Origin of the sequence: Phenylobacterium kunshanense (assembly GCF_003254525.1) — a bacterium.
GTDB classification, from domain to species: Bacteria; Pseudomonadota; Alphaproteobacteria; order Caulobacterales; family Caulobacteraceae; genus Phenylobacterium; species Phenylobacterium kunshanense.
In genome coordinates, this window is the sequence record NZ_QFYS01000005.1 from 82,546 (window position 1) to 107,040 (window position 24,495).

A 24,495-nucleotide genomic window follows, 5' to 3' on the forward strand; every position below is an offset into this window, starting at 1 on the left:
ATGCGCTATAGGCCGCCCGTGAGGAGCCGTCCCGCCACCCGACCGACCTTGCCCCCGGGCGACCTCGCCTGCGTCGCCGTCCGCGCCACCGCCTGGGCCGATCCCGTGGAGGTCGCCTCCGCCTTCGCGGACGAAGTCCACGCCTGCGTCCTGCTATCGGACGCCGAGGGGTGGTCCTACGTGATGCGACACCCCGACCGCGTGGCGCAGGACCCGGACGACCTGGCGACGATGGTCGGCGTGGGCGAGATCTCGGCCGACGGGCCGCCGTTCCAGGGCGGGGTCGTGGGCCTGGCCGGCTATGAACTCTCGGCGCGGCTCGAGCCCACGGCGCCCCAGCCGCGCGGCCAGTGGCCCGACCTCGTGCTGCTCCGCTACCCCGCGATCCTGGCCTTCCACGCGGGCCAACGGCGCGGGCTGGCCATCGGCCGGGGGAGCGACCCTCGCGCCGCCGCCGCCAACGCCGATTTCGCGCTCACATGGCTGGACGCGCCTCGGGCGGAAGAACGCCGGGGCGTCCTGGCGGCCGACGTCAACCTCGCCACCTCCGACGCGCGCCACGCCGCCGCCGTCGCCGAGACGGTCGGGCGGATCGCCGCCGGCGAGATCTTCCAGGCCAACCTTGCCCGGCCGTGGCGCGGAACGCTGGCGCCCGAGGCCGGTCCGTTCGACCTCTTCCGGCGGCTCGCCGGACAGAGTGCGGCGGGCTATGCGGCCTTCCTGAACCTACCGGGCTGGGCGCTGGTGTCCAACTCCCCGGAACGGTTCCTGTCGGTCCGGACCGGGGCCGACGGACTATGGGCGGAGTCGCATCCCATCAAGGGCACCCGGCCGCGCGGCGGCGACCCCGCCGAGGATGCGCGCCTCGCCGCGGAACTCCAGGCCAGCGAAAAGGACCGGGCCGAGAACCTGATGATCGTGGACCTGATGCGTAACGACCTGGCGCGGGTCTGCGTCCCCGGCACCGTGCGGGTCCCCGAACTATGGGCGCTGAAGAGCTACGCCAACGTCCACCACCTGGTGAGCTGCGTCAGGGGACGCCTTCAGCCGGGCCGCACGGGCTGGGACGCCTTCCTCGCCGCCTTCCCGCCGGGCTCGGTAACGGGAGCGCCGAAGCTGCAGGCGATGAGCGTCATCGCCCGGCACGAGCCGCCGCGCGGGCCCTATTGCGGCAGCCTCTTCTGGGCTGGCGTCGACGGGGCGCTGGAAGCCAGCGTGCTGATCCGGACCGTGGCCCTGACCGAAAATGCGGCGGGTTGGGCGTTCGAAGCCCGGGCGGGCGGCGGGATCGTCGCCGACAGCGATCCAGCGGCGGAGGTCGCCGAGACCACGGCCAAGATCGGCGCCATCCTCAAGGCCCTGACCGGGGAGCCTTGAGATGACGGACATCCGGATCGACGACCGCGGCTTCACCCTCGGACACGGCCTGTTCGAGACGGTGCTGTGGGCCCCGGCCGGACCGGCGCACTGGGACGCCCACCGCGAGCGGCTGGAACGCGGGTGCCGGACGATCGGCCTGCCCCTGCCGGACCGGGGCGAACTCCTCGCCGCCGCGGAGGGCGCCGCCGCGCGGCTGGGCGGCGCCGAGCGGGGGGCGGTGCGGATCAACTGGAGCGCGGGGCCGGGCGCGCGGGGGCTCGACCCTCCCGACGTCTTCGCGCCGGTCCTGACCGCCAGCGCGTCGCCCCTGGGCCCGCCGCCCGGCCCGGTGACCCTGGCCACCGCCAAGGTGCGCCGCAACGACCGCTCGCCGGCGTCGCGGGTGAAGAGCCTCTCCTACCTCGACAATGTCCTGGCCCGCGCCGAGGCGCGCGCCGCCGGCGCCGAGGAGGCGCTGATGCTGAACACGGCGGGCGAGGTCGCCTGTGCCGCCGCCGCCAATATCTTCTGGATCCGGCACGAGGAGGTGTTCACCCCCGATCTCGACTGCGGGGTCCTCGATGGGATCATGCGTCGCGAGGTGATCGCCGCCTGCCACCGGCTGGGCGTGCCGGTGCAGGAGGTGTTCGCCAATCCAGGCAGGATCGCCGGCGCGCCGATGTTCATCACCAACAGTCTCGTCGGCCTGCGGTCGGTCTCGTCGCTCGACGGCGCGCCCCTGCCGGCCTCGCCGCTCGTCAAGGCGATCGTAAAGGTGCTCAGTCCAGGTACGTGAGGACGCCGCGCAGGATCTCGGCCACGCGGCCGACCTGCTCGGCATTGATGATCAGCGGCGGCGACAGGCAGACGATGTCGCCGGCCACCCGGACAGTGAGGCCCGCCTCGAACGTCTTCACCAGGGCCTGGTAGCCGCGGGCGGCCGGCGCGCCGGGCCGCGGCGCGAGCTCGATGGCCGCCATCAGGCCGACGTTGCGGATATCCACGACGTTCGGCGCGTCCTTCAGGCCGTGCAGCGCCTCTTCCCACAGCGGCGCCATGGCGGCGGCGTTGGCGAACAGGCCCTCGCGCTCGTAGATGTCCAGGGTCGCCAAGCCGGCCGCGCAGGCGGCGGGATGGCCCGAATAGGTGTAGCCGTGGAAGAACTCCACCGCCCCCTCCGCGCCGCCCCCGACCACCGCGTCGTGGACCTTGCGGCTGGCGAACACCGCGCCCATCGGGACGGTCGCGTTGGTGATCCCCTTGGCGGTGGTCATCAGGTCGGGCGTCACGCCGAAGAACTGCGCGGCGAAGGGCGTTCCCAGGCGCCCGAAGCCGGTGATCACTTCATCGAAGATCAGCAGGATGCCGTGCTTGTCGCAGATGGCGCGCAGCCGTTCCAGGTAGCCCTGCGGCGGCGGCAGCACGCCGCCCGCGCCGGCCACCGGCTCCACGATCACCGCGGCGATGGTCTCGGCGCCGTGCAGGGCGACGAGTTGCTCCAGGTCGTCGGCCCGCTCGGCGCCGTGCAGGGGCAGGCCCCGGGCGAAGGCGTTGCGCGGATCCTGGGTGTGGCGGATGTGGTCCGAGGTCAGCAGCGGGTAGCTCCGCCGATTGTTCACCAGCCCGCCCACCGAGATGCCGCCGAAGCCCACGCCATGATAGGCGCGCTCGCGCCCGACGAGGCGCACGCGCTGCCCCTCGCCGCGGGCGCGGTGGTAGGCGATCGCCATCTTGAGCGCGGTGTCGACCGCCTCTGACCCCGAGTTGACATAGAAGATGCGGTCCAGGCCGGGCGGGGCGATCCTGGCCAGGCGCGCGGCGAAGTCGAAGGCGATGGGGTGGCCCATCTGGAACGACGGGGCGTAGTCCAGGGTCATGAGCTGGTGTTGCACAGCCGCCGCGATCTCGGACCGGCCGTGGCCGGCGTTGACGCACCAGAGGCCGGCGGTTCCGTCCAGGATCTCCCGCCCGTCGTCGCTGCGATAGTACATGCCGCTGGCGGAGACGAGCATTCGCGGCGCCGCCTTGAACTGGCGGTTGGCGGTGAACGGCATCCAGTAGGCCGTCATGTCGGTCCGGTTGGTCAGGTCCTGCGCGGCGTCGTCCATGGCGTCCCCCGGTGCGGCTTGCGGCTACGAAACCAGCTTCCGGGCCGGGCCGCCACCCCGCCTCGTCGGATCAGGACGGCTTGAATCCCGGACCGAGCGTGCGGGATGGCCGGCTCAGGGCCCCGGCGAGGCCGCCCGCGGCGGCGAGTAGTCCGCAGCCGATCGTCGTCGTCGCGGGCCCCAGGGCCCGCAGGAACAGAGGCCCCATGGCGCTGGCGGCCATCATCGCGCTGATCACGAGCACGAGGCGCAGCCGAAGCACCGCCGCATGGTCGTCGCTGGCCAGTCGCGCCGCGAAGAAGGTCATCATCTGCAGGCCGGCCACGGCATTGGCGACCCCCATCAGCGCCGCCGCCGCGACCATGGCGGGCAGGCGCGACGAATGGGGCAGGGCGGCCGCCGCGCCGACGAGGGCCAGGCTCAGCCCGATCATGACATAGCCTTCGAACTGCCGTCGGAGCGGTCGGCGCGGCTCGCCGAGGACCAGGACAGGTCCCGCCAGCAGTTCGGCCGCGGCCGCCGCTCCGAACACCAGCGCGACGGCGCCCAGCCCGCCTGCGCCTTCGGACTGGGCGAACAGGAGCGGCACGGCGACGGTGAAGCCGAGCGCATAGGCGCCGCCCCGAACCGCCGTCGCCAGCAGCGCCGCCCACACACCGGGGCAGGCGTTCGCCGCGTGGACGCCGCGCGCCAGCCGGCGCAGCAGGTCCGGGCGCGAGGCCGACGGCGCGACGGCGGTTGGCTCAAGCCTGCGGCCCAGGGTGAGGATCGCCGCGGCCGAGACCAGGAAGCTCGCCGCATTGGCGCTGAGCAGGTGGACGGCCGGGATGGCCGCGAGCGCCGCTGCCGCGAGGAAGGGACCGGCCGCCTGAGCCACGCGGACCACGCCGTCAAACAGGCCGTTCACCGCGCGGATGCGCTCGGGACCGACCAGGGCCGGGAGGCTGGACAGGAACACCGGCCGGGCCAACCCGCCGAAGGCCGACAACAGCACGCTGGCGACGACCAGGGTGGGCAAATCGAGGCCGCCGCTCAGGGCGCTGACGACCACGGCCAGGCAGGCCGCGGCCGAAGCGAGGTCTGTGGCGATCAGGAACGGGCCACGGGGAAAGCGTTCGGCCAGCGGTCCGCCAAACAGGCTCACCACGAGGATCGCCGCCGACTGGGCGGTGACCAAGAGGGCGGCGTTGGCGCCTGCGGCCTCCGTCGCCAGCCAGATCGCGCCGACGCGGTAGAGTTCTCCACCCACGGCCGAGAGCGCCAGGCCCGCCCACAGAACGCGGACGTGCCGGTCCCGCAGGAGATCCGCGTAGGGGTGCGCCATGGCCTGATCTCGCGCCCGAGTCGCACGAACGACCAACCCACGTTCTGCGGGAGATTCCTAGGAGTAACGGGCCTCGAGCTTCTGCGTTGTGGCGCCGGCCTTCAGGTTTTCCACCGCCCACTCGAGATCCGCCAGGTACTGGTCGGCGACGGTGGCGTGGAAAGGCGACAGCATCAGATGCAGGGCGTGCGGCTCGGTGGTGATGCTGGTGAACCAGCCCCGCTCGCGCATCTTCGCCCACAGCGCCAGGCCGTCGACGTCGGGCCGGGTGAACGCCACGATGCCGAGCTGCGGCCGCCCGAGGATCGTGAAGCCCAGGCGCCGCGCGCCGGCCTCGATCCTCTCCCGGGCGGAGGTGACTTCGCCATGCTTGCGCCGATAGCCCTCGACGCCCAGGAAGTTCATCACCGCCCAGGCGGCCGAGATGGCGCCCCCGGGTCGCGTCCCGGCCAGGGTCGGGGTCACCATCCGTCCCCCCGGCCAGTCGCGGAAGTCGAAGGTCATGAACTTCATCAGCTCGGCCGATCGGAAGAAGACCGTGGAGGCGCCCTTGGCGCAGTAGCCGTACTTGTGCAGGTCGGCGGACATCGAGCGCACGCCCGGCAGCTCGAAGTCGAATGGCGGGACGTCGCCGCCGTTCATCCGCACGAAGGGCGCGATGTAGCCGCCGACGCAGGCGTCCACGTGCAGCCACAGGTCCCGCGCCACGGCCAGCTCCGATAGCGCCCCGATCGGGTCGATCAGGCCGTAGGGGAAATTGGGCGCCGAACCCACGATCATCACCGTGGCCGCGTCGGTGGCGGCCGCCATGGCTGCGGGATCGGCCAGGTAGTCCACGAGCGGCGTGCGCCGCACCTCGATCTCCATCACCGCGCAGGCTTTGTCGAAGGCCGGATGGGCCGACCGGGGCAGCACGATATTGAGCGGGCCGGTCACGCCGCGCACCTTGCGGGCATAGTCGCGCGCCGCCTTCACCGCCATGGTGATCGAGTCCGTGCCGCCGGAGGTGATGACGCCTGCTGCGTCTTCCGGCCCGTGGAGCAGGGAGAGACCGAAGCCGACGACCTCCTCCTCCATGCGCTTCAGGCTGGGGAAGGCGGCGGGGCCCAGCCCGTTCTCGGACATGAAGAGCGCGTAGGCCTCCTTCTGGACCTGTTCCACCTCAGGGCCGGCGTTGAAGACGTAGACGGCGGTCTTGCCGTCGCGCCAGCGAACGTCGCCGGTCGCATAGTCGGCCATCCGGGCCTTGAGGTCGGCCCAGGGCGTGCCGGCGTCGGGAAGCGGGTGTCTCATGGCGCCATCCTGGACCCCTGCCGGGACCGTCGCCAAGCCTCTTAGCGCTTGCCAACGGCCGTCGCGTGGCCGGAGAGTTCAAGAGGCCAGGGCGCGACAGACGCCCGGCGGGAGGGACCACCATGCGCTTCGGCATCTTCTACGAGCATCAGCTTCCGCGCCCCTGGAACGAAGGCGACGAGGCGCGGCTGTTCCACGAGGCGCTGGAGCAGGTCCAGCTCGCCGATCGCCTGGGCTACGACTACGCCTGGGAGGTGGAGCACCATTTCCTGGAGGAGTATTCGCACTCCTCGGCGCCCGAGGTGTTCCTGGCGGCCTGCGCGGCCCTGACCAAGACCATCCGGCTGGGCCATGGCATCCGGCAGGTGATCCCGAACTACAACCACCCGGCCCGCACGGCGGAAGGGCTGGCGACCCTCGACATCATCTCCAACGGCCGCCTCGACTTCGGCATCGGCGAGGGCGCGACCCGGCTGGAGTTGGGCGGCTTCGGCATCCCGGCGAAGGACAAGCGGGCCCTGGCGCTGGAGGCCGCCGAGCAGATCGCCAACATGCTGGTGATGAACCCCTATCCGGGGTTCGAAGGGCAGGGCTTCTCGTTCCCCTGCCGCAACATCGTGCCCAAGCCGATGCAGAAGCCGCACCCGCCCATGTGGATGGCCTGCACCAACCGCGACACCATCAAGGTCGCCGCCTCGATCGGCGTGGGCGCCCTGGCGTTCTCGTTCCTCGATCCCGAGGAGGCCAAGACCTGGGCCGAGATCTACTACGGCATCATCAAGTCGGACGCCTGCGTCCCCATCGGCCACAGCGTGAACGCCAACCTTGCCATGGTGTCGAACTTCTCGGTCCATCCCGACCGGGCGGAGGCGATCCGGCGCGGACAGGAGGGGTTCGAGTTCTTCTCCTATGCGGTGAATGCGCTCGTGGCCCACGACGTGCTGCCTGGCCGCTCGACGCTGTTCGCCGACTTCCAGAAGAGCCGCGCCGCCAGCGACGACGAGATCATCGCCGCGCGCAAGGCCGCCGCGGTCAACGCCAACGGCATCGGTACGCCCGAGGATATCCGCGAGCATATCAAGGGCTTCCAGGCGGCCGGCGTCGACCAGGTGATCTTCATGCAGCAGGCCGGCCGCAACCGGCATGAGCACATCTGCGAGTCGCTGGAGCTGTTCGCCGCCGAGGTCATGCCGGCGTTCAAGGCCGAGGCTGCCGCCCGCGAGGCCCGGAAGCAGGCCGAGCTCGCGCCGTACATCGACGCCGCGATGAAGCGGAAGCGCTGGATGAAGCCGCTCGAGGACCACGAGATCCCCGTCGTGCCGGCGTCCCGCGCCAAGGCCCAGATCAACGAGGCGGTGCGGTAGTCAGCGCGCCGTCCAGCCCGGCTGGCCGATGGCGTCGGTCCGGCACGGACGGCCGTGCAGGCAGACCTCGCGGAACTGGTAGAGCCAGGCGGCAGTTGGCGGGTTCAACCAGCTCCCGCGCGCAAACATCCGGAGGATCGGCGGCCCGCCGTCGGGATGCCGGCTGCGGCGCGGCGCGCGCGGGTGGTCGAGGTCGGCCAGGGGCACCAGCCAGGCGGCGTGAACCTCCTCAGGGTTCGGGGCCAGCGTCACGGGTTCGGGCGTCCAGAAAACCACCGGCGTCACCACGTGGCCGCCGAGGGTAAGGAAGTCGTCCAGCAGGCCGAGGGCGCCCTCGCGCGCCAGCTCCACGCCGAGTTCCTCGTAGGTCTCGCGCCGCGCGGCGTCGATCGGATCCTCACCGGGATCGATGTTGCCGCCCGGCAGGGCGTAGTTGCCAGCGCCCCGGCGCATGTGCAGGGCGCGACGGGTGAGTATCCAGGCCGGACCCTGGGCGGTAGGCGACACGACGATCGCCACGGCCGCCTGCCGCCGCCCGGTCGGGTCCAGGCTGACCCGTTCGAAGCTGGCGAGGTGGGTCTCGATGCGGGCGCGGAGGTGTTGCACCCCCACACCATAGCCGTGCTTGGCGAATTTGGGCCACGGGCGCATGATCCGACCACGAGACCGAGCCCACGCAGGCGACGTCCAAAACGGGAGGACCACGATGGCCGACGGCAATGCGCTGAAGGACGAAGCCCGCGCTCGCGCCTATTCCACGCCGCTGGAGGATTTCCATCCCGGCGACCCGGAGCTCTTCCGCAACGACGCGCACTGGCCCTGGTTCGAGCGCCTGCGGAAAGAGGCGCCGGTCCACTGGTGCCGCGACAGCGAGTTCGGCCCCTACTGGTCGGTGACCCGCTACAACGACATCATGGCTGTGGACACGAACCACGCCGTCTTCTCATCGGACGCGGCCCTGGGCGGCATCACCATCCGCGACGCGCGACCCGACCTGCGCCGGCCCAGCTTCATCGCCATGGACCCGCCGCGGCACGACGTGCAGCGCAAGACGGTGAGCCCGATCGTCGCGCCGGCGAACCTGGCGATCATGGAGCCGATCATCCGCGAGCGGGCCGGCCGCATCCTCGACGAACTGCCGGTGGGCGAGACCTTCAACTGGGTCGACCGGGTCTCGATCGAACTGACCACGCAGATGCTGGCGACCCTGTTCGACTTTCCGTTCGAGGACCGGCGCAAGCTCACCCGCTGGTCGGACGTGGCGACGACCATCCCGATGCCGGGCGCCCTGGTCGAGACCGAGGAGGCCCGCCAAGCCGAGCTGATGGAGTGCCTGGCCTACTTCACTCGCCTGTGGAACGAGAGGGTCAACGCTCCGCCGAAGGGCGACCTCGTCTCGATGCTGGCCCACGGCGAAGCCACGCGGGACATGACCCCGGACGAGTACCTGGGCAACATCATCCTGCTGATCGTCGGCGGCAACGACACCACCCGCAACTCCATCAGTGGGGGCCTCCTGGCGCTGAACCAGAACCCCGCCGAATACGAAAAGCTGCGCGCCAATCCCGACCTGATCCCCAACATGGTGCCCGAGATCATCCGCTGGCAGACGCCGCTGGCGCATATGCGGCGCACGGCGCTGGAGGACGTCGAGCTGGCCGGCCAGCAGATCAGGAAGGGCGACAAGGTCGTCATGTGGTACGTCTCGGGCAATCGCGACGAGACGGTGATCGAGAACCCCGACGCCTTCCTGATCGACCGCGAACGTCCGCGCCAGCACCTGTCGTTCGGCTTCGGCATCCACCGGTGCGTCGGCAACCGCCTCGCCGAGCTACAGCTCAAGATCGTCTGGGAAGAGATCCTGAAGCGGTTCCGCCATATCGAGGTGGTCGGCGAGCCGAAGCGGGTGCGGTCCAGCTTCGTGAAGGGCTACGAGGAGCTGCCGGTCCGCATCCTGAACTAGCCGGGCGAGGCGCCTTTCGACATTCTGCGACCCGCAGATTCGAGAGGCTCCCATGAAGACCCGCGCCGCCGTCGCCTTCGAGGCGAAGAAGCCCCTGGAGATCGTCGAGGTCGACCTGGAGGGCCCGCGCGCCGGCGAGGTGCTGGTGGAGATCAAGGCCACCGGCGTCTGCCACACCGACGCCTACACCCTGGATGGTCTCGACTCGGAGGGCATCTTCCCCTCGATCCTGGGCCACGAGGGCGCGGGCGTGGTGGTCGAGGTGGGGCCGGGCGTGACCTCGGTGGCGGTTGGCGACCACGTGATCCCGCTCTACACGCCCGAATGCCGGCAGTGCAAAAGCTGCCTTTCCCGCAAGACCAACCTCTGCACGGCCATCCGTGGCACCCAGGGCAAGGGCCTGATGCCCGACGGGACCAGCCGGTTCTCATACAAGGGCCAGCAGATCTTCCACTACATGGGCTGCTCCACCTTCTCGAACTACACGGTCCTGCCCGAGATCGCGGTGGCGAAGATCCGCAAGGACGCGCCGTTCGACACCGCCTGCTACGTCGGCTGCGGCGTCACGACGGGGGTCGGCGCAGTGGTCAACACGGCCCAGGTCGAGCCGGGCGCCAACTGCGTGGTCTTCGGCCTCGGCGGCATCGGCCTCAACGTGATCCAGGGCCTGAAGCTGGTCGGCGCCGGTATGATCGTCGGCGTCGACATCAACCCCGACCGCGAGGCATGGGGCCGCAAGTTCGGCATGACGCACTTCGTCAACCCGAAGACCATCGACGGCGACCTCGTCGCCCACCTAGTGGCTCTGACGGACGGCGGCGCGGACTACACCTTCGACGCCACCGGCAACACCACGGTCATGCGCCAGGCGCTCGAGGCCTGCCATCGCGGCTGGGGCGAGAGCATCATCATCGGCGTGGCCGAGGCGGGCAGGGAGATCGCCACGCGGCCCTTCCAGCTGGTCACCGGCCGGGTGTGGAAGGGCACGGCCTTCGGCGGCGCCCGCGGGCGCACCGACACGCCGAAGATCGTCGACTGGTACATGGACGGGAAGATCCAGATCGACCCGATGATCACCCACCGGCTGCCGCTGGAGCGCATCAACGAAGCCTTCGACCTGATGCATGCGGGCGAGAGCATCCGCAGCGTCGTCGTCTATTGAGGGGCCTCACGAAGCTGCCACCGAAGGGTCGGCACACTGTCATCCGGCCCGCGTAGCTTCCGGCCCTGATCGAGGGGCGGGGGCCCGCGACGCGGGAGGACGACATGGACCGGCAGGTCAGGCCGCTGAAGCTGACGGCGGCCCAGCGCGAGCTGCGCGTACTGTTCATCGCCAAGCACGCCCGGTGGTGCGGCGGCCTCCACCCGGAGGACGGCAACCACGCGCTCTATCACCGCGAGATGCGTCAGACGCTGGAAGCCACGGGCGTCAACCTGCTGGTCGCCGACGACTACAGGGTGCTGTTCGATCCGCCGCAGATCGACTTCGTGTTCCCGCTGCTGAACCGTGGCGGCTTCCTGAACTCCGAGATGCTGCTGCCGCTGCTCTGCAACCGGCTGGGCGTTCCGTACCTGGGCGCCAGCCCGATCGTTCGGGGTCTGTCCGACGACAAGCACCTCTCGAAGCGCGCCGCCGTGGCGCGGGGCGTGGCGACGGCGCCTTGGGCGATCTACCGGCGCGGCGCGGCGCTGGACGCCGCCCAATGCCCGCCGGCCGCGCGGTACGTCGTGAAGCCCAACGCCTCGTCCGCGAGCTGGGGCGTCGGCGAAGCCTCGGACTGGGCTGGAGTTCGCGCCGCCGTCCTTCGGCTTCATGAAGAGGGCCACGACGCGATCGTCGAGCCCTTCATCGAGGGGCACGACATCGAGGTTCCGGTCATCACCGTGGGCGGCGAGCCCTTCATCCTGCCCCCCCAGATCGTCGAGCAGGACCAGCCCGACCAGCTCCGGACCTACGAGGAAAAACGCAGCCTCGCCGCCGAGAGCTACCGCATGTATCCGATCGACGACGCCGGCCTGGTCGCGGACGTCGGCGTGCTGTCGCGGCGGCTGATGGGGGAGTTCTTTCCGTTCGACTATGGCCGCTTCGAGTTCCGGATGGACACGAAGACCGGTCGGCTGTGGTTCCTGGAGGTCAACCTCAACTGCAACCTCTGGTCCCATAAGTCGATCAGCCTCGGGGCCGGCCTTATGGGCTGGACCCATGGCGAGCTGATCGAAACCATCCTGGCCGAGAGCCTGACCCGGCAGGGCTTCGTGGGGCGACGCATCGATGTCGCGGCCTGACGCCGGCTTCACCGCCATCATTCTCGCGGGCCAGCGCCCAGGCGCGGTCGACGTTCTGGCCGCCGAGGCGGGCGTACCGAACAAGAGCCTCGTCTCAATCTGCGGCGCGCCGCTGATCCGCCATGTGGCGGAGGCCCTGGCGGCGACCTCGGGACTGACCCAGCTCAAGATCGTGATCGAGCCGCGGACGGCTCCCGCGGTCCGCGCGCTGCTTGACGACCTGCGCTGCCCGCTCGCCTTCGTCGAGGCGGCGGACAATCTGGCCGACAGCGTCCATGCGGCGGCGGGCGGGGTCGAGGGCCCGATGGTGATCACCACATCGGACAATGTGCTGCTGACTCCCGGCGCGGTGCGAGACGTGCTGGCGGCCGTCACCGGCGGCGCCGATGCGGCGGTCGCCATGGCGACGGAACGCGCCGTGCTGGCCGCGCACCCGGAGGGGCAGCGGCGCTTCTACCGGTTTGCCGACAATAGCTACTCCAACTGCAACCTCTACGCCCTGGCCGGCCCGCGCGCGGCGGCTGCGGCCGAAGGCTTCCGCAGCGGCGGACAGTTCGCCAAGAAACCGCTGCGGATGATCATGGCGCTGGGGCCCATCAACCTGCTGCTGTTGCTGGCGGGCCGGCTCACGCTGCGTGGCGCGCTTGCCCGGGTCTCACGCCGCTTCCGGCTGCGGGTCGAACCGGTGATCCTGGCCGACGGCGCCCACGCCATCGATGTGGACAATCCGCGCACCTACGCCTGCGCCGAGGCGCTGCTGGCCGCTCGACGACTGAAGGCCGCCTGAAGGAGGCAGCCGGTCGATCCGGGCGCGACAAGCCGCGCGGCATTTCCTATTCTGTGGCCAAACGTGCGGCGGAACGCGCGGGGAGTCTGGGGGAAGCGTTGGCGCCGTCGGGGCCGTCCTTGAGGCCGGAAGAAGGTAACGCGCTGATGCGCGCCTTCTTCGAGAAGCGCGAGAACCTGCTGCTGTTCCTGGCGGCCCGCACCCGCGACATGGCCACGGCGGAAGACCTCGTTCAGGACCTCTATCTGAAGATCTCGGCGCTGGATCGGGACGCGGACGTTCGTGCGCCGGCCGCCCTTCTCTATCGGATGGCATCGAACCTCCTGGTGGATCACGTCCGCAGCGCCCAGCGCGGCGCCCGGCGGGATGCGGCCTGGCGGCGGGAGGCGGTCGGCGGCGACGGCACGCACGAGCCCGTCAGCGGGGCGGCGGCCGAGGAGGCGGTGATCGCGCGCGAGCGGATCCGCCAGCTCGCCGCGGCGGTCGCGGACCTGCCGCCGCAGATGCAGCGCGCCTTCCGCCTGCACAAGCTGGAGGGGCGCAGCCAGGCGGAGACTGCCCAGGCCATGGGCGTGTCGGTCAAGATGATCGAGCAGCACATCCAGGCCGCAATCCGCCACCTCGCGCAGAGGCTCCGGACATGAAGCTTCGAGTTTTTGCTGGCCAACCTAGGGGTGGAGGGAAGCGGCGCCGTCTCAACCCCAGCTTCGCGCGTCCTGCGCGGGTCAGGCAGGTGGGCCGATGTTGAGCATTGTGGCGGATGAGGAAGGGACGATGGCGCAAGCCAGCGCCTGGCTCGCGCGCCTGCAACGCGACGACCTCACCGAGGCCGACGGTCTTGAGTTCGAGGCTTGGCTGGAGGCCGATCCGACCCATCGCGCGGCCTATCGCGACGCGCTTGCCGCCTGGCAGGCGTTCGACACCTGCGCGGACGACGTGCTGGAAGAGCTTGCGGCGCAGGAGCGGCGCGGGGCGCGTCGTCCCGCTCCGTCGAGGCGGTGGTTGGTGAGCGCCGGTGGCTTCGCGGCCGCCGCGGCCCTGGCTCTGGCGCTCCTTCCGCCCATGCTGACATCGTCCGCGGCCCAGACCTACGCCACTGGCAAGGGGGAGCACGAGCGGATCACTCTGGCCGATGGGTCCGTTGTGGATCTGAACGCCGAGACGCGGCTCACCGTCTCGTACGAGCGGTCCGCCCGTCGGGTTGTGCTGGAGGACGGCGAGGCCATCTTCGATGTCGCCCACGACGCGAAGCGGCCGTTCACCGTCGCCGCGTCGCAACGGGTCGTCCGCGTGCTGGGCACCCAGTTCGACGTGCGCAATCGGCAGGGCGAGCTGACGGTGACGGTCGCGCGCGGCAAGGTGCAGGTGGAACCCGCCGACGCCGCCGCCACGGACCGGGCCTTCGTGCTGCGTCCCGGCCAGCGGCTTGCGATCGCCCAGACGGGCCGGGCCCAGCTCCAGTCCGTCGATCCGCAGGAGACCTTCGGCTGGCGCGTTGGTCGGCTTGTCTATCGCGGCGAGCCGCTCGAGAACGTCGTGGCGGACCTCAACCGCCAATTCGTGGACCAGATCGAGATCGCCGATCCCGAGCTCGGCCGCATGCCGATCACCGGCGTGATCGTCGTGGATGACCAGGACGCGGTTGTTCAGCGTCTCAGCTTGATGCTGCCTATAAGATCGGTACCTTCGGAGCGGGGGCTGCTTCTTCTTCGGAAGTGAGGCCGAAGGAATCCGCGGAGCTGACCATCCTCGTGCGTCGGGATCTTGTGGCCGCCATCACGGGCCTCGTGGTGGTGTGGGGCGGCGGTAGTTCCGCCGTCGCCGCGCCCGCGCGCATCCAGTTCGACGTTCCCGTCCAGAGCTATACCGAGGCCCTGCTCGACGTCGCCCAACAGGCCAACGTCACCCTGATCGGCGCGGGCGTCTGCGGCGGCGCTTCGCGGACCCGCCTCGCCGGTTCGATGTCGCTCGAGGCCGCGCTCGACCGGCTGCTGACCGATGCGCCTTGCACGTGGAAGCTGATTGCGCCGGGGGCCGTGGAAATCAGGCCTCTGCCGCGCGCGGAGCCGGCGCGGGCCACCTCTCCCGTGACCGTGTCGGAACTGCTCGTGACGGCGACGCGGCGGGTGCGCGATCCGCGCCAGCTCGCCGTGGCGGTGACGGCGGTCCCGGGCGCTCAGCTTAGGGCCACGGGCGGCGTGGACGCGGGCGAAGCCGCCGGCCAGCTCGCGGGCGTGCTCGCGACCAATCTTGGGCCGGGCCGAAACAAGCTGCTGCTTCGCGGCCTGTCCGACGGCGCCTACACCGGTCGCGCCCGATCCACGGTGGCCACCTATCTGGACGAAATCCCCCTCAACTACAACGCGCCGGACCCAGACCTGCGGGTCGTCGACGCCGAGCGGGTGGAGGTCGCGCGCGGCCCCCAGGGCGCACTCTACGGCGCGGGCGCCATGAGCGGCGTCTACCGCATCGTGACCCGCAAGCCGGACCTGGGCGGCCTGGGGGCCGAGGTGCGCGGCACGGCGGCCACCACGAAGGGTGGAGGACCCAGCGGCGCCGTCGAGGGATGGGTGAATGTGCCGATCTGGCGGGATGTCGCCGGGATCCGGATCTCCGGCTACCAGGAAGTACAGGGCGGCTATCTCGACGACATCGTGCAGAACCGCAGCAACGTCGACCGGACCGAGCGCCAGGGCGCGCGCGTCATCGTTCTCGTGCAGCCGACGGACGACTGGATGGTCAGCCTCACGGCCGCGGGCCAGAGCCTGCGATCCGAGGACACCCACTACACGAACCCCGGACTGGGGCGGAAGCGCGCCGTCCTGATCCCAGAGCCGCACGCCAACGACATCGAGCTGGTGACGGCCACGGTCCGCTACTCGTGGGGCGGGGCCGAGCTGACCTCCTCGTCGGGCTATGTGCGCCACGCCTACACCAGCCTCTATGACGCGACGGCCACCCAGGGGAATTACACCGACGTCGCCCGGACATCGGCCTACTCGGAGCGGACCGAGACGAAGATGTACGTGCAGGACCTGATCCTCACGTCGCGCGGGGCCGGACGACTCGAGTGGCTGGCCGGCCTCTATGGCGCGGACATGTCGGTTCACGCCCCGACGGAGTTCCTGGCCCAGTTCCCCTTCGCGCCCAATGCGCCGGTCTATGGCGACGATCGGCGGGACGCGATCCGCGAGGTGGCGGCCTATGGCGAGATCTCCTACGAGCTCGCGCCGAGCTGGACGTTCGCGGTCGGCGGCCGCCTGTTCAGCATCCGGGCGCGCACCCGTTCGGAGGTCGTTTCCGAGCGGTTCGCGCCGCGCAGCCTGGACAGGACCGCCCGTTTCACCAGCTTCGCGCCCAAGATCTCGCTGCAGAAGGCCTTCGCTTCGGGGGATCTGGCCTATGTGGTGGTCTCGGAGGGCTATCGGGGCGGGGGGACGAATTCGGGCGGCGCCGTGCCCCTGCCGGTCCAGCGCGAGACCTTCGGCCCCGATCGGCTCCGCAATCACGAAGCCGGGCTGAAGCTGCGCCGGCTCGATGGGCGGCTGGCGGTGAACGCGGCCGTCTTCTACGACGTCTGGAAGGACCTCCAGACCGACCAGTTCCGGCCCTCCGGCATTGCCTACACGACCAATGTGGGCGACGCCCACGTGCTCGGCGCCGAGGCGGAGGTGGCGTATCGGACGGACAATGGCTTCACGGCTCAGCTCAACGGCCGGCTGGCGCGGACCCGGACGCAGGATGCGAACACCGACTTCACCGCGCAGCTGGTCGACAGCCTGCCAGGCGCTCCGGCGATCTCCGCGGGGGCCCTGCTGAGCTACGAGCGTCCGCTCGGCGACTGGACGGTCCGCCTCGTCGGCCAGGCGACCTACATCGGGCCTGCGCGCGTGACCTTCGATGCGTCGGCGCCGAAGAGCGAGGGCTACGCCAGCGCCAAGCTGCTGGCCGAGCTTAGCTCCAGGGGGCGCGGACTGCAGGTCTATGTGACCAATCCGCTGGACTCCTCGAACGACACCTTCGCCTTCGGCAATCCATTCAATCCCCTGCAGGCGCGGCAGATCACGCCCCAGCGGCCGATCACGGTCGGGGTGACCCTCTTCGCCGGCCTCTAGAACTTTTTTGTTTGGGCCGACCTAGGGGGCGCGCGTCCGGGCGCCGTCTCCACCGCGATCTTCGGCTTTTGACCGGGCCGGGGTTCTGAGATGCGCCGACGACTTGGCGCAACCGTCGGACGTGGCGCGCGTCCCGAGCCTACTTCGCGCCACGGCTGGCCGAGCGCGGCCCTGACGAGGAGAGCGTCCAGGGCCGCGCCTCCCTGCGCGCTGCGACAGCGTGCCATTTGGTCGAAACGGTTATTGGTGTTAATCTGTATTTGTTGAGCGCGGTCGGCTCGGGCCGCGTCCGGCGCACTACGCGCCACTCAACCCGCGTCGGCTCTCCAGTCGCTGGCACGAGACCCATGGCCCCGGTTCGAGGACGTCACACCTCGGCCGGGGCTTCTTGGTTTCTGGGGTTGGACTTCACATGGGGAATTTGGGTAGCTGAGCGGGGCTCACAGCTTCGCGGGCGGTCATCGCCGGCTTGGCGAGGGCAGAGACGGACAGTCGTTCCGGCCGATGCTCGGCCCGCAATGCCTGGCCCATCAGGATGGTGCGGGGGCGCCGGTGATCGAGGTCGAGGACATTTACGAGGCGGCGTTCAGCCGCGAGCGCTTTCCGGGGCTGCTCAGCAATATCCTTGGGGCCATGCGGGCGCAGTCGGGCTTCCTCGGCTGGATCGACGTGGCCAATCAAACGCGATTTGAGGTGGAGGTCGGCAACGACCCGGCGTTTCTCCAGAGCTACATGGAGACCTATGCCGCCCACGACGTGATGAGGCCCACGCTGCTGGCGGCCGACGAGGGCGTGGTGATGCCCGCCTATGACGTCCTGCAGTCGCCAGAGGTGCAGGGCAGTATCTTCTACCGGGAATGGCTCGCCCCCCAGCGTGTGGTGGATAACCTGGCGACCAATCTCATCAAGCAGGCGCAGATGTCGGCGACGCTGTCGGTCGTCCGAACCGGGGAGGCGCCGCCCTTCTCGGCCGCGGAGATCGAGGCGTTCCGGGAACTCGTCCCGCACCTGCGGCGGGCGGTCATGGTCCAGGCCCGGCTGGTCCGGCAGGAAAACCTCCTGGCCGGTTACCGGCGCATCTGTGCGGGCGCCCGCAACGGCCTGATCCTTCTGGATGCCGACCTGCGGATCCTCGATGTCGACCCGCGGACCGAGGCGCTCACCGGGATCCAGGCCGGACAGGCGCTGGGGCAGGCGGGAGGCGCGCGCGCATTCGGGGCGGCCGTTCGGGAAGCGGTTCGCGGCGGATCGCCGGTCGCCGTCGAGCTTTCGCGTGAGGGTGACGGGCCGCTGACGCTGCTCTGCGTGGCCCAGCCTCTCCCGCGCGATCCGTTCGGAGATCTCGATGCCGGGCCCAGCGTGGCCGATGCTGTCTATGTGCTGCGGGTGGACGAGCCGGCGCAGGTCGCCTTTGCCAGCTTCGGGCGGCTCTACGGACTGACGCCGACCGAACTTCGGGTGATGTCGGACGCCTTCGCCCATGCCGACCTCACCAACCTTGGGGCGCGTCTCGGCATGGCTCAGGCCACGGCGCGGACGCACCTTCACCGAATCTATGAAAAGACGGGCGCTCAGGGCTTTCCGGCGCTCTGCCTCCTGGCCCATCGCTTCACCCTGCCCGGCTAGGTCCATCGTCGGCGGCCGCGCGTCTCCACGGGTAAACGGATGGTGGACGCGGGACCTCGCGCCGACATCTAGGGATGGGCCCGAGTGTCTGGAGGGGCGTATGAGGTTCAGAATTCCCGCGGTCGCCGCCGCGTTCCTGGCGGTATCCGCCTTCGCCATGCCTGCGTCGGCCGCGACCGTGGTCAAGGCCTTCGAGTTCACGGCGAACACCCCCGGGGCGTTGACGCCGCAGCACGCGGGCAGCTTCCGGTTCTCGTTCGACGACGTGAGCCTTGCGGCGACGCTGGAGGCGGTGGATTTCGCCATCGGCTCGACGACGTTCACCACCGCCAACACCGGCATCCGCAGCGCGACCATCGGCCCGTTCGTCGTCTTCGAGCTGGGTGGGCTCGCCAACGGGATCGATGGACTCAACGCCGCGACCAACGACTTCTACCTTCTTTTCGACCTGGCGCTCGGCAACCCCTTCTTCGACCACACCCAGACGGGGTTCGCCGGCCGTGTGCTGGCTACCGGCGAGAATGGCCGCCTTGCGATGCGCGAGGTCACGGTCGCGGCAGCCGCCGTGCCAGAGCCGGGCGCCTGGGCGCTGATGATCCTCGGCTTCGGCGGCGCCGGCGCCATGCTGCGGCGCAAGGGTGGTCGCCTGACGCGGGGTTGGCTGAGATCGGGGTCTCCGGCCTGAATCGATCATGACCACCAGCGGCCTGCCACGGAGGGCGGAATGAAGAAAATTCAGGCGAGCGTGGTTGGCGCGGCCATGTCCATCGCGGCTACTCAGGCCTTCGCGGCGACGGTCGTGCACGAGACCGATTTCGCCGGCGACATCTCCAGCTTCACGATGACTGGCTTCTGGTCCATCGGGCCTGCCTGGCCGTCGGACATTCCTCAGGCGCCGGCCATCGGGAATCCCGATCCGACCGAGGATCACACGCCCACGGACGACAACATGCTGGCGGGGGTTGGGAACGGGCTCGGCTATCTCGTCTATGTGCAGGGGGCCGAACCCGGATATCTCACCAGCGGAGTGATCGATCTGTCGGGCTATTCCGACGTCACGTTCTCATTCTGGCGTTTTCTGAATACCGACTACCTTCCCTACATCCGGGACACGGTCGAGGTGTTCGACGGCGCGGTCTGGCGTGGTCTTGTGGATATGAACGTGCCGGGTGAACAGCCGCGAGACAGCGAGTGGACCCTTCAGTCCTTCGATGTCTCCGCCTATGCGAATGCGGATTTCCGCTACCGCTTCGGATACGAGGTGCTGTCCCCCGCCGCCTATGTCGTGACGAGCTGGAACGTCGATGATGTCGTGATCGAAGGCGTTCGCGCCGTCCCGGAACCGGGCGTCTGGGCGCTGATGATCCTGGGGTTCGCCGCAGCGGGCGCGATGCTGCGGCGGGCTGGCCGGGCGGTCTGCGCCTGACCGGGCCGAACGGGGCGCGCGCCGCCACCAGCCGATAGCGCGCCTTCCGCCATCTGAGCGAAGGGCCAGTCGCGGCGCGCACGACGGCTGCGCGGCGCCATCGACCGTGCGGCGCGGGAATTCGACTAGATTCAGCAGGAATGAATGGCGGAGAGAGAGGGATTCGAACCCTCGATAGGCTTTCACCTATACACGCGTTCCAGGCGTGCGCCTTCAACCACTCGGCCACCTCTCCACGCCGCGCGGGACGAGTGGGGTCCCGGCGGAAGGCGCGCAATATAGTCAGGACGTCCCCCGGAGCAAGCGCTGGATGGTCGCGCTTCGAACGCGGCGCGTCGGCGGGTGCGCAGGCGCGCATCTGCGCCTATCTTCAGGGGCCGTCCGATCCGGAGATCGCCATGCTGTTCGCCAAGAAGCCCCTCGACCTGCCGACCGCCGAGACCGCCCTGCCGGGTCGCGCGCACGCGATCCCGACCGCCGAGACGCACTTCGTCAACGGCCGGCCGCTGAAGGGACCGTATCCGGAAGGCCTGGAGGTCGCCTACCTCGCCATGGGCTGCTTCTGGGGCGTGGAGCGGGTCTTCTGGCAGGTTCCCGGCGTGTGGGTGACCGCGGTCGGCTACCAGCAGGGGCTGACGCCCAACGCCACCTATGAGGAAGTCTGCTCGGGCCGCACCGGCCACACCGAGTCGGTGCTGGTGGTCTTCGATCCCAAGGTCGTCACCTACGCCGACCTGTTGAGGGTGTTCTGGGAGAACCACGACCCGACCCAGGGGATGCGCCAGGGGAACGACATCGGCACCCAGTACCGGTCGGGCCTCTATCCCACGCACGACGCCCAGGCCGCCGCGGCCGAGGCGTCGCGCGAGGCCTATCAGGCGGAACTGGCCAAGCGCGGCTTCGGCCGGATCACCACCGAGATCCAGCCTGCGGCGCCCTTCTACTTCGCCGAGGACTATCACCAGCAGTACCTGGCCAAGAACCCGCAGGGCTACTGCGGGATCGGCGGCACGGGCGTGACCTGTCCGATCGGCGTCGGCGTCCAAGCCTAGCCCCGGGATGACGCGCGAGGAGATCGAGGCCTGCGCGCTGGCGCTGCCCGCGGCCACCAAGGTCGTCCAGTGGGGCGGCTCGGACGTCTACAAGGTGGGCGGGAAGGTGTTCGCCGTGTGCGGCCTCCAGGGCGGGCTGGCCTTCAAGGTCAGCGAGATCGGCTTTGTCGTGCTGACAGAGGACGGCGGCCCCGCCCGCCAGGCGCCCTATTTCGCCAAGGGGCAGTGGGTGCTGGTCGACCTGGACGACCTTGACCGTGAGGACGCCAGCGGCTGGCTCGCCACCGCGCACAGCCTGATCGCGGCCAAGCTGACCCGCAAGGTGCGTGCGGAGCTGGGCCTGTAAAAGAGGGCGCTAACCCGCCTGCCGGCCTGGAGGCGGCCGATCGGCCGGGACCGACGGCGCGCGGGCTTCGATCAGCTTGCGGAACTCATGGATCGCCGTGGCGGCCGGCGATTGTCGCTGACGCCAGAGCAGCAGGCCCACGGCGCCGACGGTGGTCGCCATGAAAGCCCAGGGGCCAAACAGCCAGGCGGCCGCGGCCAGGGCGAAGTAGTAGCCGCGGATACCGGAATTGAACGAGCCCAGCGCCGGGTTGAGCAGCCGGGCCAGCACCGCGCCGAACACCGGCCGTTCGGCCTCGGCCAGCGGCTCCGGCGTCGCGCCCATGGCGGCCAGGCAGTAGTTGAGCTGGCGGATCGACCAGATGAAATCGAGCAGCCCGCGCGCCAGCGTCAGGAGGACCAGGGCGAGTTGGATCTCGAACAGCAGGCGGGAGGAGGTTTCCACGACCTGTAGCGCCGAGACCGAGCGAAAGGTGCTTTCCCCGCCGAAGAGCGCCCCGGTCGTGGCGGCGATGAGCACCAGGTTGGATGAGGCGAAGAACGACGCCGAGTTGAGGGCGTGGCCCAGGAGCTGGCCATCCATCAGCCGTGACTCGCGCCCGGTCATCACGGTCATCCAGCCGCCCCGGATGACCGTCATGTCCGTGTTGAGTACGCCGCCCCGGCGCTTTCCAACCGCCGTGAGCAGCGGCTCGTAGAAGACCCAGGCGACGGCGAAGACGGCCAGGGCGATGAGGTCGGCGGGCTCCACTCAGTCCTCGAGGATCAGGCTGTGCTTACGGGTGTCGGGCAAGAGGAAGACGATCAGGAACGCGATCGCCATGGCGCCGGCCACATAGATGTAGAAGCCGCTCTCGGCGCCGATGCTCTTGAACCAGAGCGCCATCGCCTCCGCCGTGCCGCCGAAGATGGCGGCGCTGAGGCCATAGGGCAGGGCCACGCCCAGCGCCCGGATGTTGGCGGGGAACAGCTCGGCCTTCACCACCGCGCTCACGGCGTTGTAGCCCGACATCAGGAAGATCATCAGCGAGACGAGGGCGAAGGCGAGCCAGGCGTTGTCGGTGGCCGCGAGCGTCGTCATCACCGGATAGGTCGCCAGCGCCCCGCCGCCGAAGGCGATCCAGAGCGTCGCCTTGCGGCCCATGTGGTCGCTCAGCCAGCCGAAGAGCGGCAGGGCGAAGAGGTACACCACCAGCCCCCCGGCGGTGATCGCGGTGGCCATGGAATCGGAGAAGTAGGCCGCGTGGTCCTTCGCGGTCAGGAACTTCGGCATGTAGGTGGTGAAGGCGTAGAAGGCGAGCGAGCCGCCGGCGGTGAAGCCGAAGATGGTCAGGGTCTGCTTCGGATAGTGCAGGAACAGCATCATGGTCCGCGCCCGCTCGGCCCCGGAGGCCTTGGCGTTCTCGTAGGATTGGCTTTCGTCCATACGGCTGCGGATCCAGAACACCACCACGGCCATGGCCGCGCCGATGAGGAAGGGAATCCGCCATCCCCAGGCCTCCAGTTCCGGGCGAGGCAACAGCGCCTGCATCAGCGACAGGACGCCTAGGGCGATCAGTTGCCCCAGCACCATGGTCACGAACTGGAAGCTGGACCAGAAGCCCCGCCGGCGGCGTCCGGCCATCTCGGAAAGGTAGGTGGCGCTGGCGCCGTATTCCCCGCCGACCGAAAGGCCCTGGAGGATGCGGGCGACCACGAGGAGGATCGGCGCGGCTATACCGATGGTCTCGTAGCCGGGCAGAACGGCGATGATCAGCGACCCGCCGCACATCAGCGAGACGGCGGCGGTGAGGGCCGTGCGGCGTCCGGCGCGGTCGGCGTAGAGGCCCATCAGCCAGGCGCCGAGGGGGCGGGCGAAGAAGCCCACCGCGAAGACCGCCATCGTCTTCAGCAGGCCGGCCAGGTCGTCATCGCCGGGGAAGAAGTGGCGGGAAAAATAGACGGCGAAGACCGAGTAGACGAACCAGTCGTACCACTCCACAAGGTTGCCGGACGAACCGCCCAGGATCGCCCTGAACCGCTGGCCGGCCGTGAGGCCCGGCTTCAGCAGTTCGGGCGGGACCTGGGAGTCAGCCCCTGTTTCCGTCGCCGTCATGCATCCTCCCCCGCTTGCTTCGCGGGGGGATGCTAGAGCGCCTCAGGCCAAAGTGTGAATGGTTTCCGGCCAGGCAGGCCGGCCCGTCATATCCGGCCCATCACGACCAGAATGATGATGATGATCAGCACCAGGCCAAGGCCGCCGCTCGGGAAGTAGCCCCAGCTCCGCGAATGGCCCCAGGTGGGCAGCGCCCCGATCAGCAACAGGATCAGGATGATGATCAGAATGGTCCCGAGGGACATAGCCGCTCTCCTCCAGTCCCCCGACCTCGACCGTGCCGAACGTGCGCGGCCAAGCCGGGGTTCCGAGGAACCTCAGTCGGCGGCGTCGGCGGTATGCAGCCGCTGGTTCCGGTCGGTGACCTGCAGGGCGTACATCAGGCCGATCCAGCCGCCCTTCACACGCGGCAGGGCCAGCAGCATCAGCACCGCCAGCACCGTCAGGATCAGCGGCACGGAATAGAGGGGGTTCGCCTCCCAAACGATCGGGAAGAGCAGCATCGGCGCGACGATGAGGTGGCCGGTCAGGAGGATGGTCACGTAGGCCGGGCCGTCGTCGGCGGGGTACTGCGTCAGCGAATGACCACAGGACCCGCAGGTCGGCTCGACCTTGAGGTAGCGGCTGAAGAGGCCGCCCTTGCCGCAGCAGGGACAGCGATGGGCCAGCCCGCGCTTGATGGAGCGAAACAGGGGGTAAGCAATTTCGGCCATGCGGGCCATATGCGCCTTTGAGCCGAGGATAGGAAGGGCGCCGCATCGTCGCGGCGCCGATCGGCCTATCGCTTGGCGTCCTCGGCCGCGCCAGTGACCGCACGGCCGGCGGCCTGGGCGTCCTTGCCGAGCCCGGAAATCGTGTTGCAGCCCGACACCATGACGGCGGCTGCGGCCGCGGCGAGGACGATGAGCTTGCGCATGGCGAACCTTTCTGAATCGAACGTCCTGACGTTCCCTGCGCCGCCTTTGTCGTCAAGCTTGCGGCGACAACGTGGCTGCACTGCAAAAGCCCGGCGTCTGGGCGCCCCAGAGGATGAATCGCTTACACCGCAAGCGATTCCGTCGTGAGCGTCATTGCGCCGCAACAAAAATTCGTAGAATGGATTTTGCAGTGCGAAGCGTACCCGGGCCCGCTGTGGCCCATTCCGGAGCAGTGTGATGATCGAGTTGCGTACCTTCCCCGGCCTGTTCGTCGGTCAGCGTAAGCTGCTCACCGCCGACGAAGCCCCGCGCGAAGAGGGCGGCTCGCGTTTCGCCTGCGGCGGCTGCGGCCAGGAACTGCTCCGCGCCGACCGCTCGTTCCTCAACGACGTGGTCGTGAAGTGCCGCTGCGGCGAGTTCAACCAGCTCTGAGCT

Annotated in this window: 25 protein-coding genes and 1 tRNA gene; 16 read left to right on the top strand and 10 right to left on the bottom strand. The window is 69.7% G+C overall.

Translation table 11 applies throughout. From position 1 onward, the window contains the following. The first annotated feature begins 18 nt into the window (after nt 1-18). Together DJ019_RS12260 and DJ019_RS12265 are read left to right on the top strand one after the other, a co-directional pair. Nucleotides 19-1,377 (top strand): anthranilate synthase component I family protein, encoded by a 1,359-nt coding sequence (locus DJ019_RS12260; RefSeq protein WP_240606465.1) that lies wholly within the window; start codon nt 19-21, stop codon nt 1,375-1,377. A gap of 1 nt (nt 1,378) precedes the next feature. After that, a complete protein-coding gene (locus tag DJ019_RS12265) occupies nt 1,379-2,155 on the top strand; it encodes an aminotransferase class IV (RefSeq protein ID WP_111276331.1) in 777 nt (258 codons plus the stop codon). Here the strand turns inward: DJ019_RS12265 and aptA are convergent. The 3 genes from aptA to DJ019_RS12280 form a co-directional block, all read right to left on the bottom strand. Then, entirely contained in the window at nt 2,139-3,467 is a 1,329-nt protein-coding gene (gene aptA / locus DJ019_RS12270; RefSeq protein ID WP_111276332.1) for an omega-aminotransferase AptA, read from the bottom strand. The genes DJ019_RS12265 and aptA overlap by 17 nt on opposite strands. A gap of 70 nt (nt 3,468-3,537) precedes the next feature. Next, nucleotides 3,538-4,791, bottom strand: a complete 1,254-nt coding sequence (locus DJ019_RS12275) for an MFS transporter (RefSeq protein ID WP_111276333.1) — start codon at nt 4,789-4,791, stop codon at nt 3,538-3,540. A 57-nt stretch (nt 4,792-4,848) separates the two neighbouring features. Continuing rightward, nucleotides 4,849-6,084 carry a pyridoxal-dependent decarboxylase gene (locus DJ019_RS12280; RefSeq protein WP_111276334.1) on the bottom strand — a complete coding sequence of 412 codons (1,236 nt, stop codon included), beginning with the start codon at nt 6,082-6,084 and terminating at the stop codon, nt 4,849-4,851. A 122-nt stretch (nt 6,085-6,206) separates the two neighbouring features. Here DJ019_RS12280 and DJ019_RS12285 point away from each other — a divergent pair, with 122 nt between their 5' ends. Then, nucleotides 6,207-7,448: an LLM class flavin-dependent oxidoreductase gene (locus DJ019_RS12285; RefSeq protein WP_111276335.1), complete on the top strand. Its 1,242-nt coding sequence runs from the start codon at nt 6,207-6,209 to the stop codon at nt 7,446-7,448. Here the strand turns inward: DJ019_RS12285 and DJ019_RS12290 are convergent, their stop codons facing one another. Then, nucleotides 7,449-8,099: an NUDIX hydrolase gene (locus tag DJ019_RS12290; protein ID WP_111276336.1), complete on the bottom strand. Its 651-nt coding sequence runs from the start codon at nt 8,097-8,099 to the stop codon at nt 7,449-7,451. 55 nt (nt 8,100-8,154) lie between these two features. Between DJ019_RS12290 and DJ019_RS12295 the strand changes: the two genes are divergently transcribed. From DJ019_RS12295 to DJ019_RS12335, 10 genes are all read left to right on the top strand, one after another. Further along, on the top strand, nt 8,155-9,411 hold the full coding sequence (locus DJ019_RS12295) for a cytochrome P450 (protein ID WP_111276337.1): 1,257 nt from the start codon (nt 8,155-8,157) through the stop codon (nt 9,409-9,411). 52 nt (nt 9,412-9,463) lie between these two features. After that, on the top strand, nt 9,464-10,573 hold the full coding sequence (locus tag DJ019_RS12300) for an S-(hydroxymethyl)glutathione dehydrogenase/class III alcohol dehydrogenase (RefSeq protein ID WP_111276338.1): 1,110 nt from the start codon (nt 9,464-9,466) through the stop codon (nt 10,571-10,573). A gap of 104 nt (nt 10,574-10,677) precedes the next feature. Next, nucleotides 10,678-11,697, top strand: coding sequence for a D-alanine--D-alanine ligase family protein (locus DJ019_RS12305; RefSeq protein WP_111276339.1), 1,020 nt, complete (start codon nt 10,678-10,680; stop codon nt 11,695-11,697). Beyond that, nucleotides 11,684-12,484 carry an NTP transferase domain-containing protein gene (locus DJ019_RS12310; protein WP_111276340.1) on the top strand — a complete coding sequence of 267 codons (801 nt, stop codon included), beginning with the start codon at nt 11,684-11,686 and terminating at the stop codon, nt 12,482-12,484. The genes DJ019_RS12305 and DJ019_RS12310 overlap by 14 nt, the downstream gene beginning before the upstream one ends. A gap of 146 nt (nt 12,485-12,630) precedes the next feature. Continuing rightward, complete coding sequence (locus DJ019_RS12315; protein ID WP_111276341.1) at nt 12,631-13,128, top strand: RNA polymerase sigma factor; 498 nt, start codon at nt 12,631-12,633, stop codon at nt 13,126-13,128. Between the two features lie 130 nt (nt 13,129-13,258). Then, nucleotides 13,259-14,203, top strand: a complete 945-nt coding sequence (locus DJ019_RS12320; protein WP_165843994.1) for a FecR family protein — start codon at nt 13,259-13,261, stop codon at nt 14,201-14,203. Nucleotides 14,204-14,235: 32 nt separating this feature from the next. Further along, nucleotides 14,236-16,599, top strand: a complete 2,364-nt coding sequence (locus DJ019_RS12325) for a TonB-dependent receptor (protein ID WP_133255298.1) — start codon at nt 14,236-14,238, stop codon at nt 16,597-16,599. Between the two features lie 504 nt (nt 16,600-17,103). Next, nucleotides 17,104-18,225 (top strand): helix-turn-helix transcriptional regulator, encoded by a 1,122-nt coding sequence (locus DJ019_RS20970; RefSeq protein WP_165843995.1) that lies wholly within the window; start codon nt 17,104-17,106, stop codon nt 18,223-18,225. A 100-nt stretch (nt 18,226-18,325) separates the two neighbouring features. Beyond that, complete coding sequence (locus DJ019_RS12330) at nt 18,326-18,910, top strand: PEPxxWA-CTERM sorting domain-containing protein (protein ID WP_165843996.1); 585 nt, start codon at nt 18,326-18,328, stop codon at nt 18,908-18,910. A gap of 39 nt (nt 18,911-18,949) precedes the next feature. Continuing rightward, nucleotides 18,950-19,651, top strand: a complete 702-nt coding sequence (locus DJ019_RS12335) for a PEPxxWA-CTERM sorting domain-containing protein (RefSeq protein ID WP_111276345.1) — start codon at nt 18,950-18,952, stop codon at nt 19,649-19,651. A 145-nt stretch (nt 19,652-19,796) separates the two neighbouring features. Here the strand turns inward: DJ019_RS12335 and DJ019_RS12340 are convergent. Beyond that, nucleotides 19,797-19,886: transfer RNA gene (locus DJ019_RS12340), tRNA-Ser, on the bottom strand. A 163-nt stretch (nt 19,887-20,049) separates the two neighbouring features. On the opposite strand from DJ019_RS12340, the gene msrA reads away from it, so the two are divergent. Both msrA and DJ019_RS12350 read left to right on the top strand, forming a co-directional pair. After that, nucleotides 20,050-20,703, top strand: a complete 654-nt coding sequence (gene msrA, locus DJ019_RS12345; RefSeq protein ID WP_111276346.1) for a peptide-methionine (S)-S-oxide reductase MsrA — start codon at nt 20,050-20,052, stop codon at nt 20,701-20,703. Nucleotides 20,704-20,710: 7 nt separating this feature from the next. Further along, on the top strand, nt 20,711-21,049 hold the full coding sequence (locus tag DJ019_RS12350; RefSeq protein WP_111276347.1) for an MmcQ/YjbR family DNA-binding protein: 339 nt from the start codon (nt 20,711-20,713) through the stop codon (nt 21,047-21,049). A 9-nt stretch (nt 21,050-21,058) separates the two neighbouring features. On the opposite strand, the gene DJ019_RS12355 is transcribed toward DJ019_RS12350, so the two are convergent. From DJ019_RS12355 to DJ019_RS12375, 5 genes are all read right to left on the bottom strand, one after another. Next, nucleotides 21,059-21,799, bottom strand: a complete 741-nt coding sequence (locus DJ019_RS12355; RefSeq protein ID WP_111276348.1) for a DUF599 domain-containing protein — start codon at nt 21,797-21,799, stop codon at nt 21,059-21,061. Then, nucleotides 21,800-23,143: an MFS transporter gene (locus DJ019_RS12360; protein WP_111276349.1), complete on the bottom strand. Its 1,344-nt coding sequence runs from the start codon at nt 23,141-23,143 to the stop codon at nt 21,800-21,802. A gap of 86 nt (nt 23,144-23,229) precedes the next feature. After that, nucleotides 23,230-23,388, bottom strand: a complete 159-nt coding sequence (locus DJ019_RS12365; RefSeq protein WP_111276350.1) for a DUF3309 family protein — start codon at nt 23,386-23,388, stop codon at nt 23,230-23,232. A gap of 72 nt (nt 23,389-23,460) precedes the next feature. After that, complete coding sequence (locus tag DJ019_RS12370) at nt 23,461-23,856, bottom strand: DUF983 domain-containing protein (RefSeq protein WP_111276563.1); 396 nt, start codon at nt 23,854-23,856, stop codon at nt 23,461-23,463. A 65-nt stretch (nt 23,857-23,921) separates the two neighbouring features. After that, nucleotides 23,922-24,059 carry an entericidin A/B family lipoprotein gene (locus tag DJ019_RS12375; protein WP_111276351.1) on the bottom strand — a complete coding sequence of 46 codons (138 nt, stop codon included), beginning with the start codon at nt 24,057-24,059 and terminating at the stop codon, nt 23,922-23,924. A gap of 238 nt (nt 24,060-24,297) precedes the next feature. Between DJ019_RS12375 and DJ019_RS12380 the strand changes: the two genes are divergently transcribed. Then, nucleotides 24,298-24,492 (top strand): hypothetical protein, encoded by a 195-nt coding sequence (locus tag DJ019_RS12380; protein ID WP_111276352.1) that lies wholly within the window; start codon nt 24,298-24,300, stop codon nt 24,490-24,492. Nucleotides 24,493-24,495: the final 3 nt, after the last annotated feature.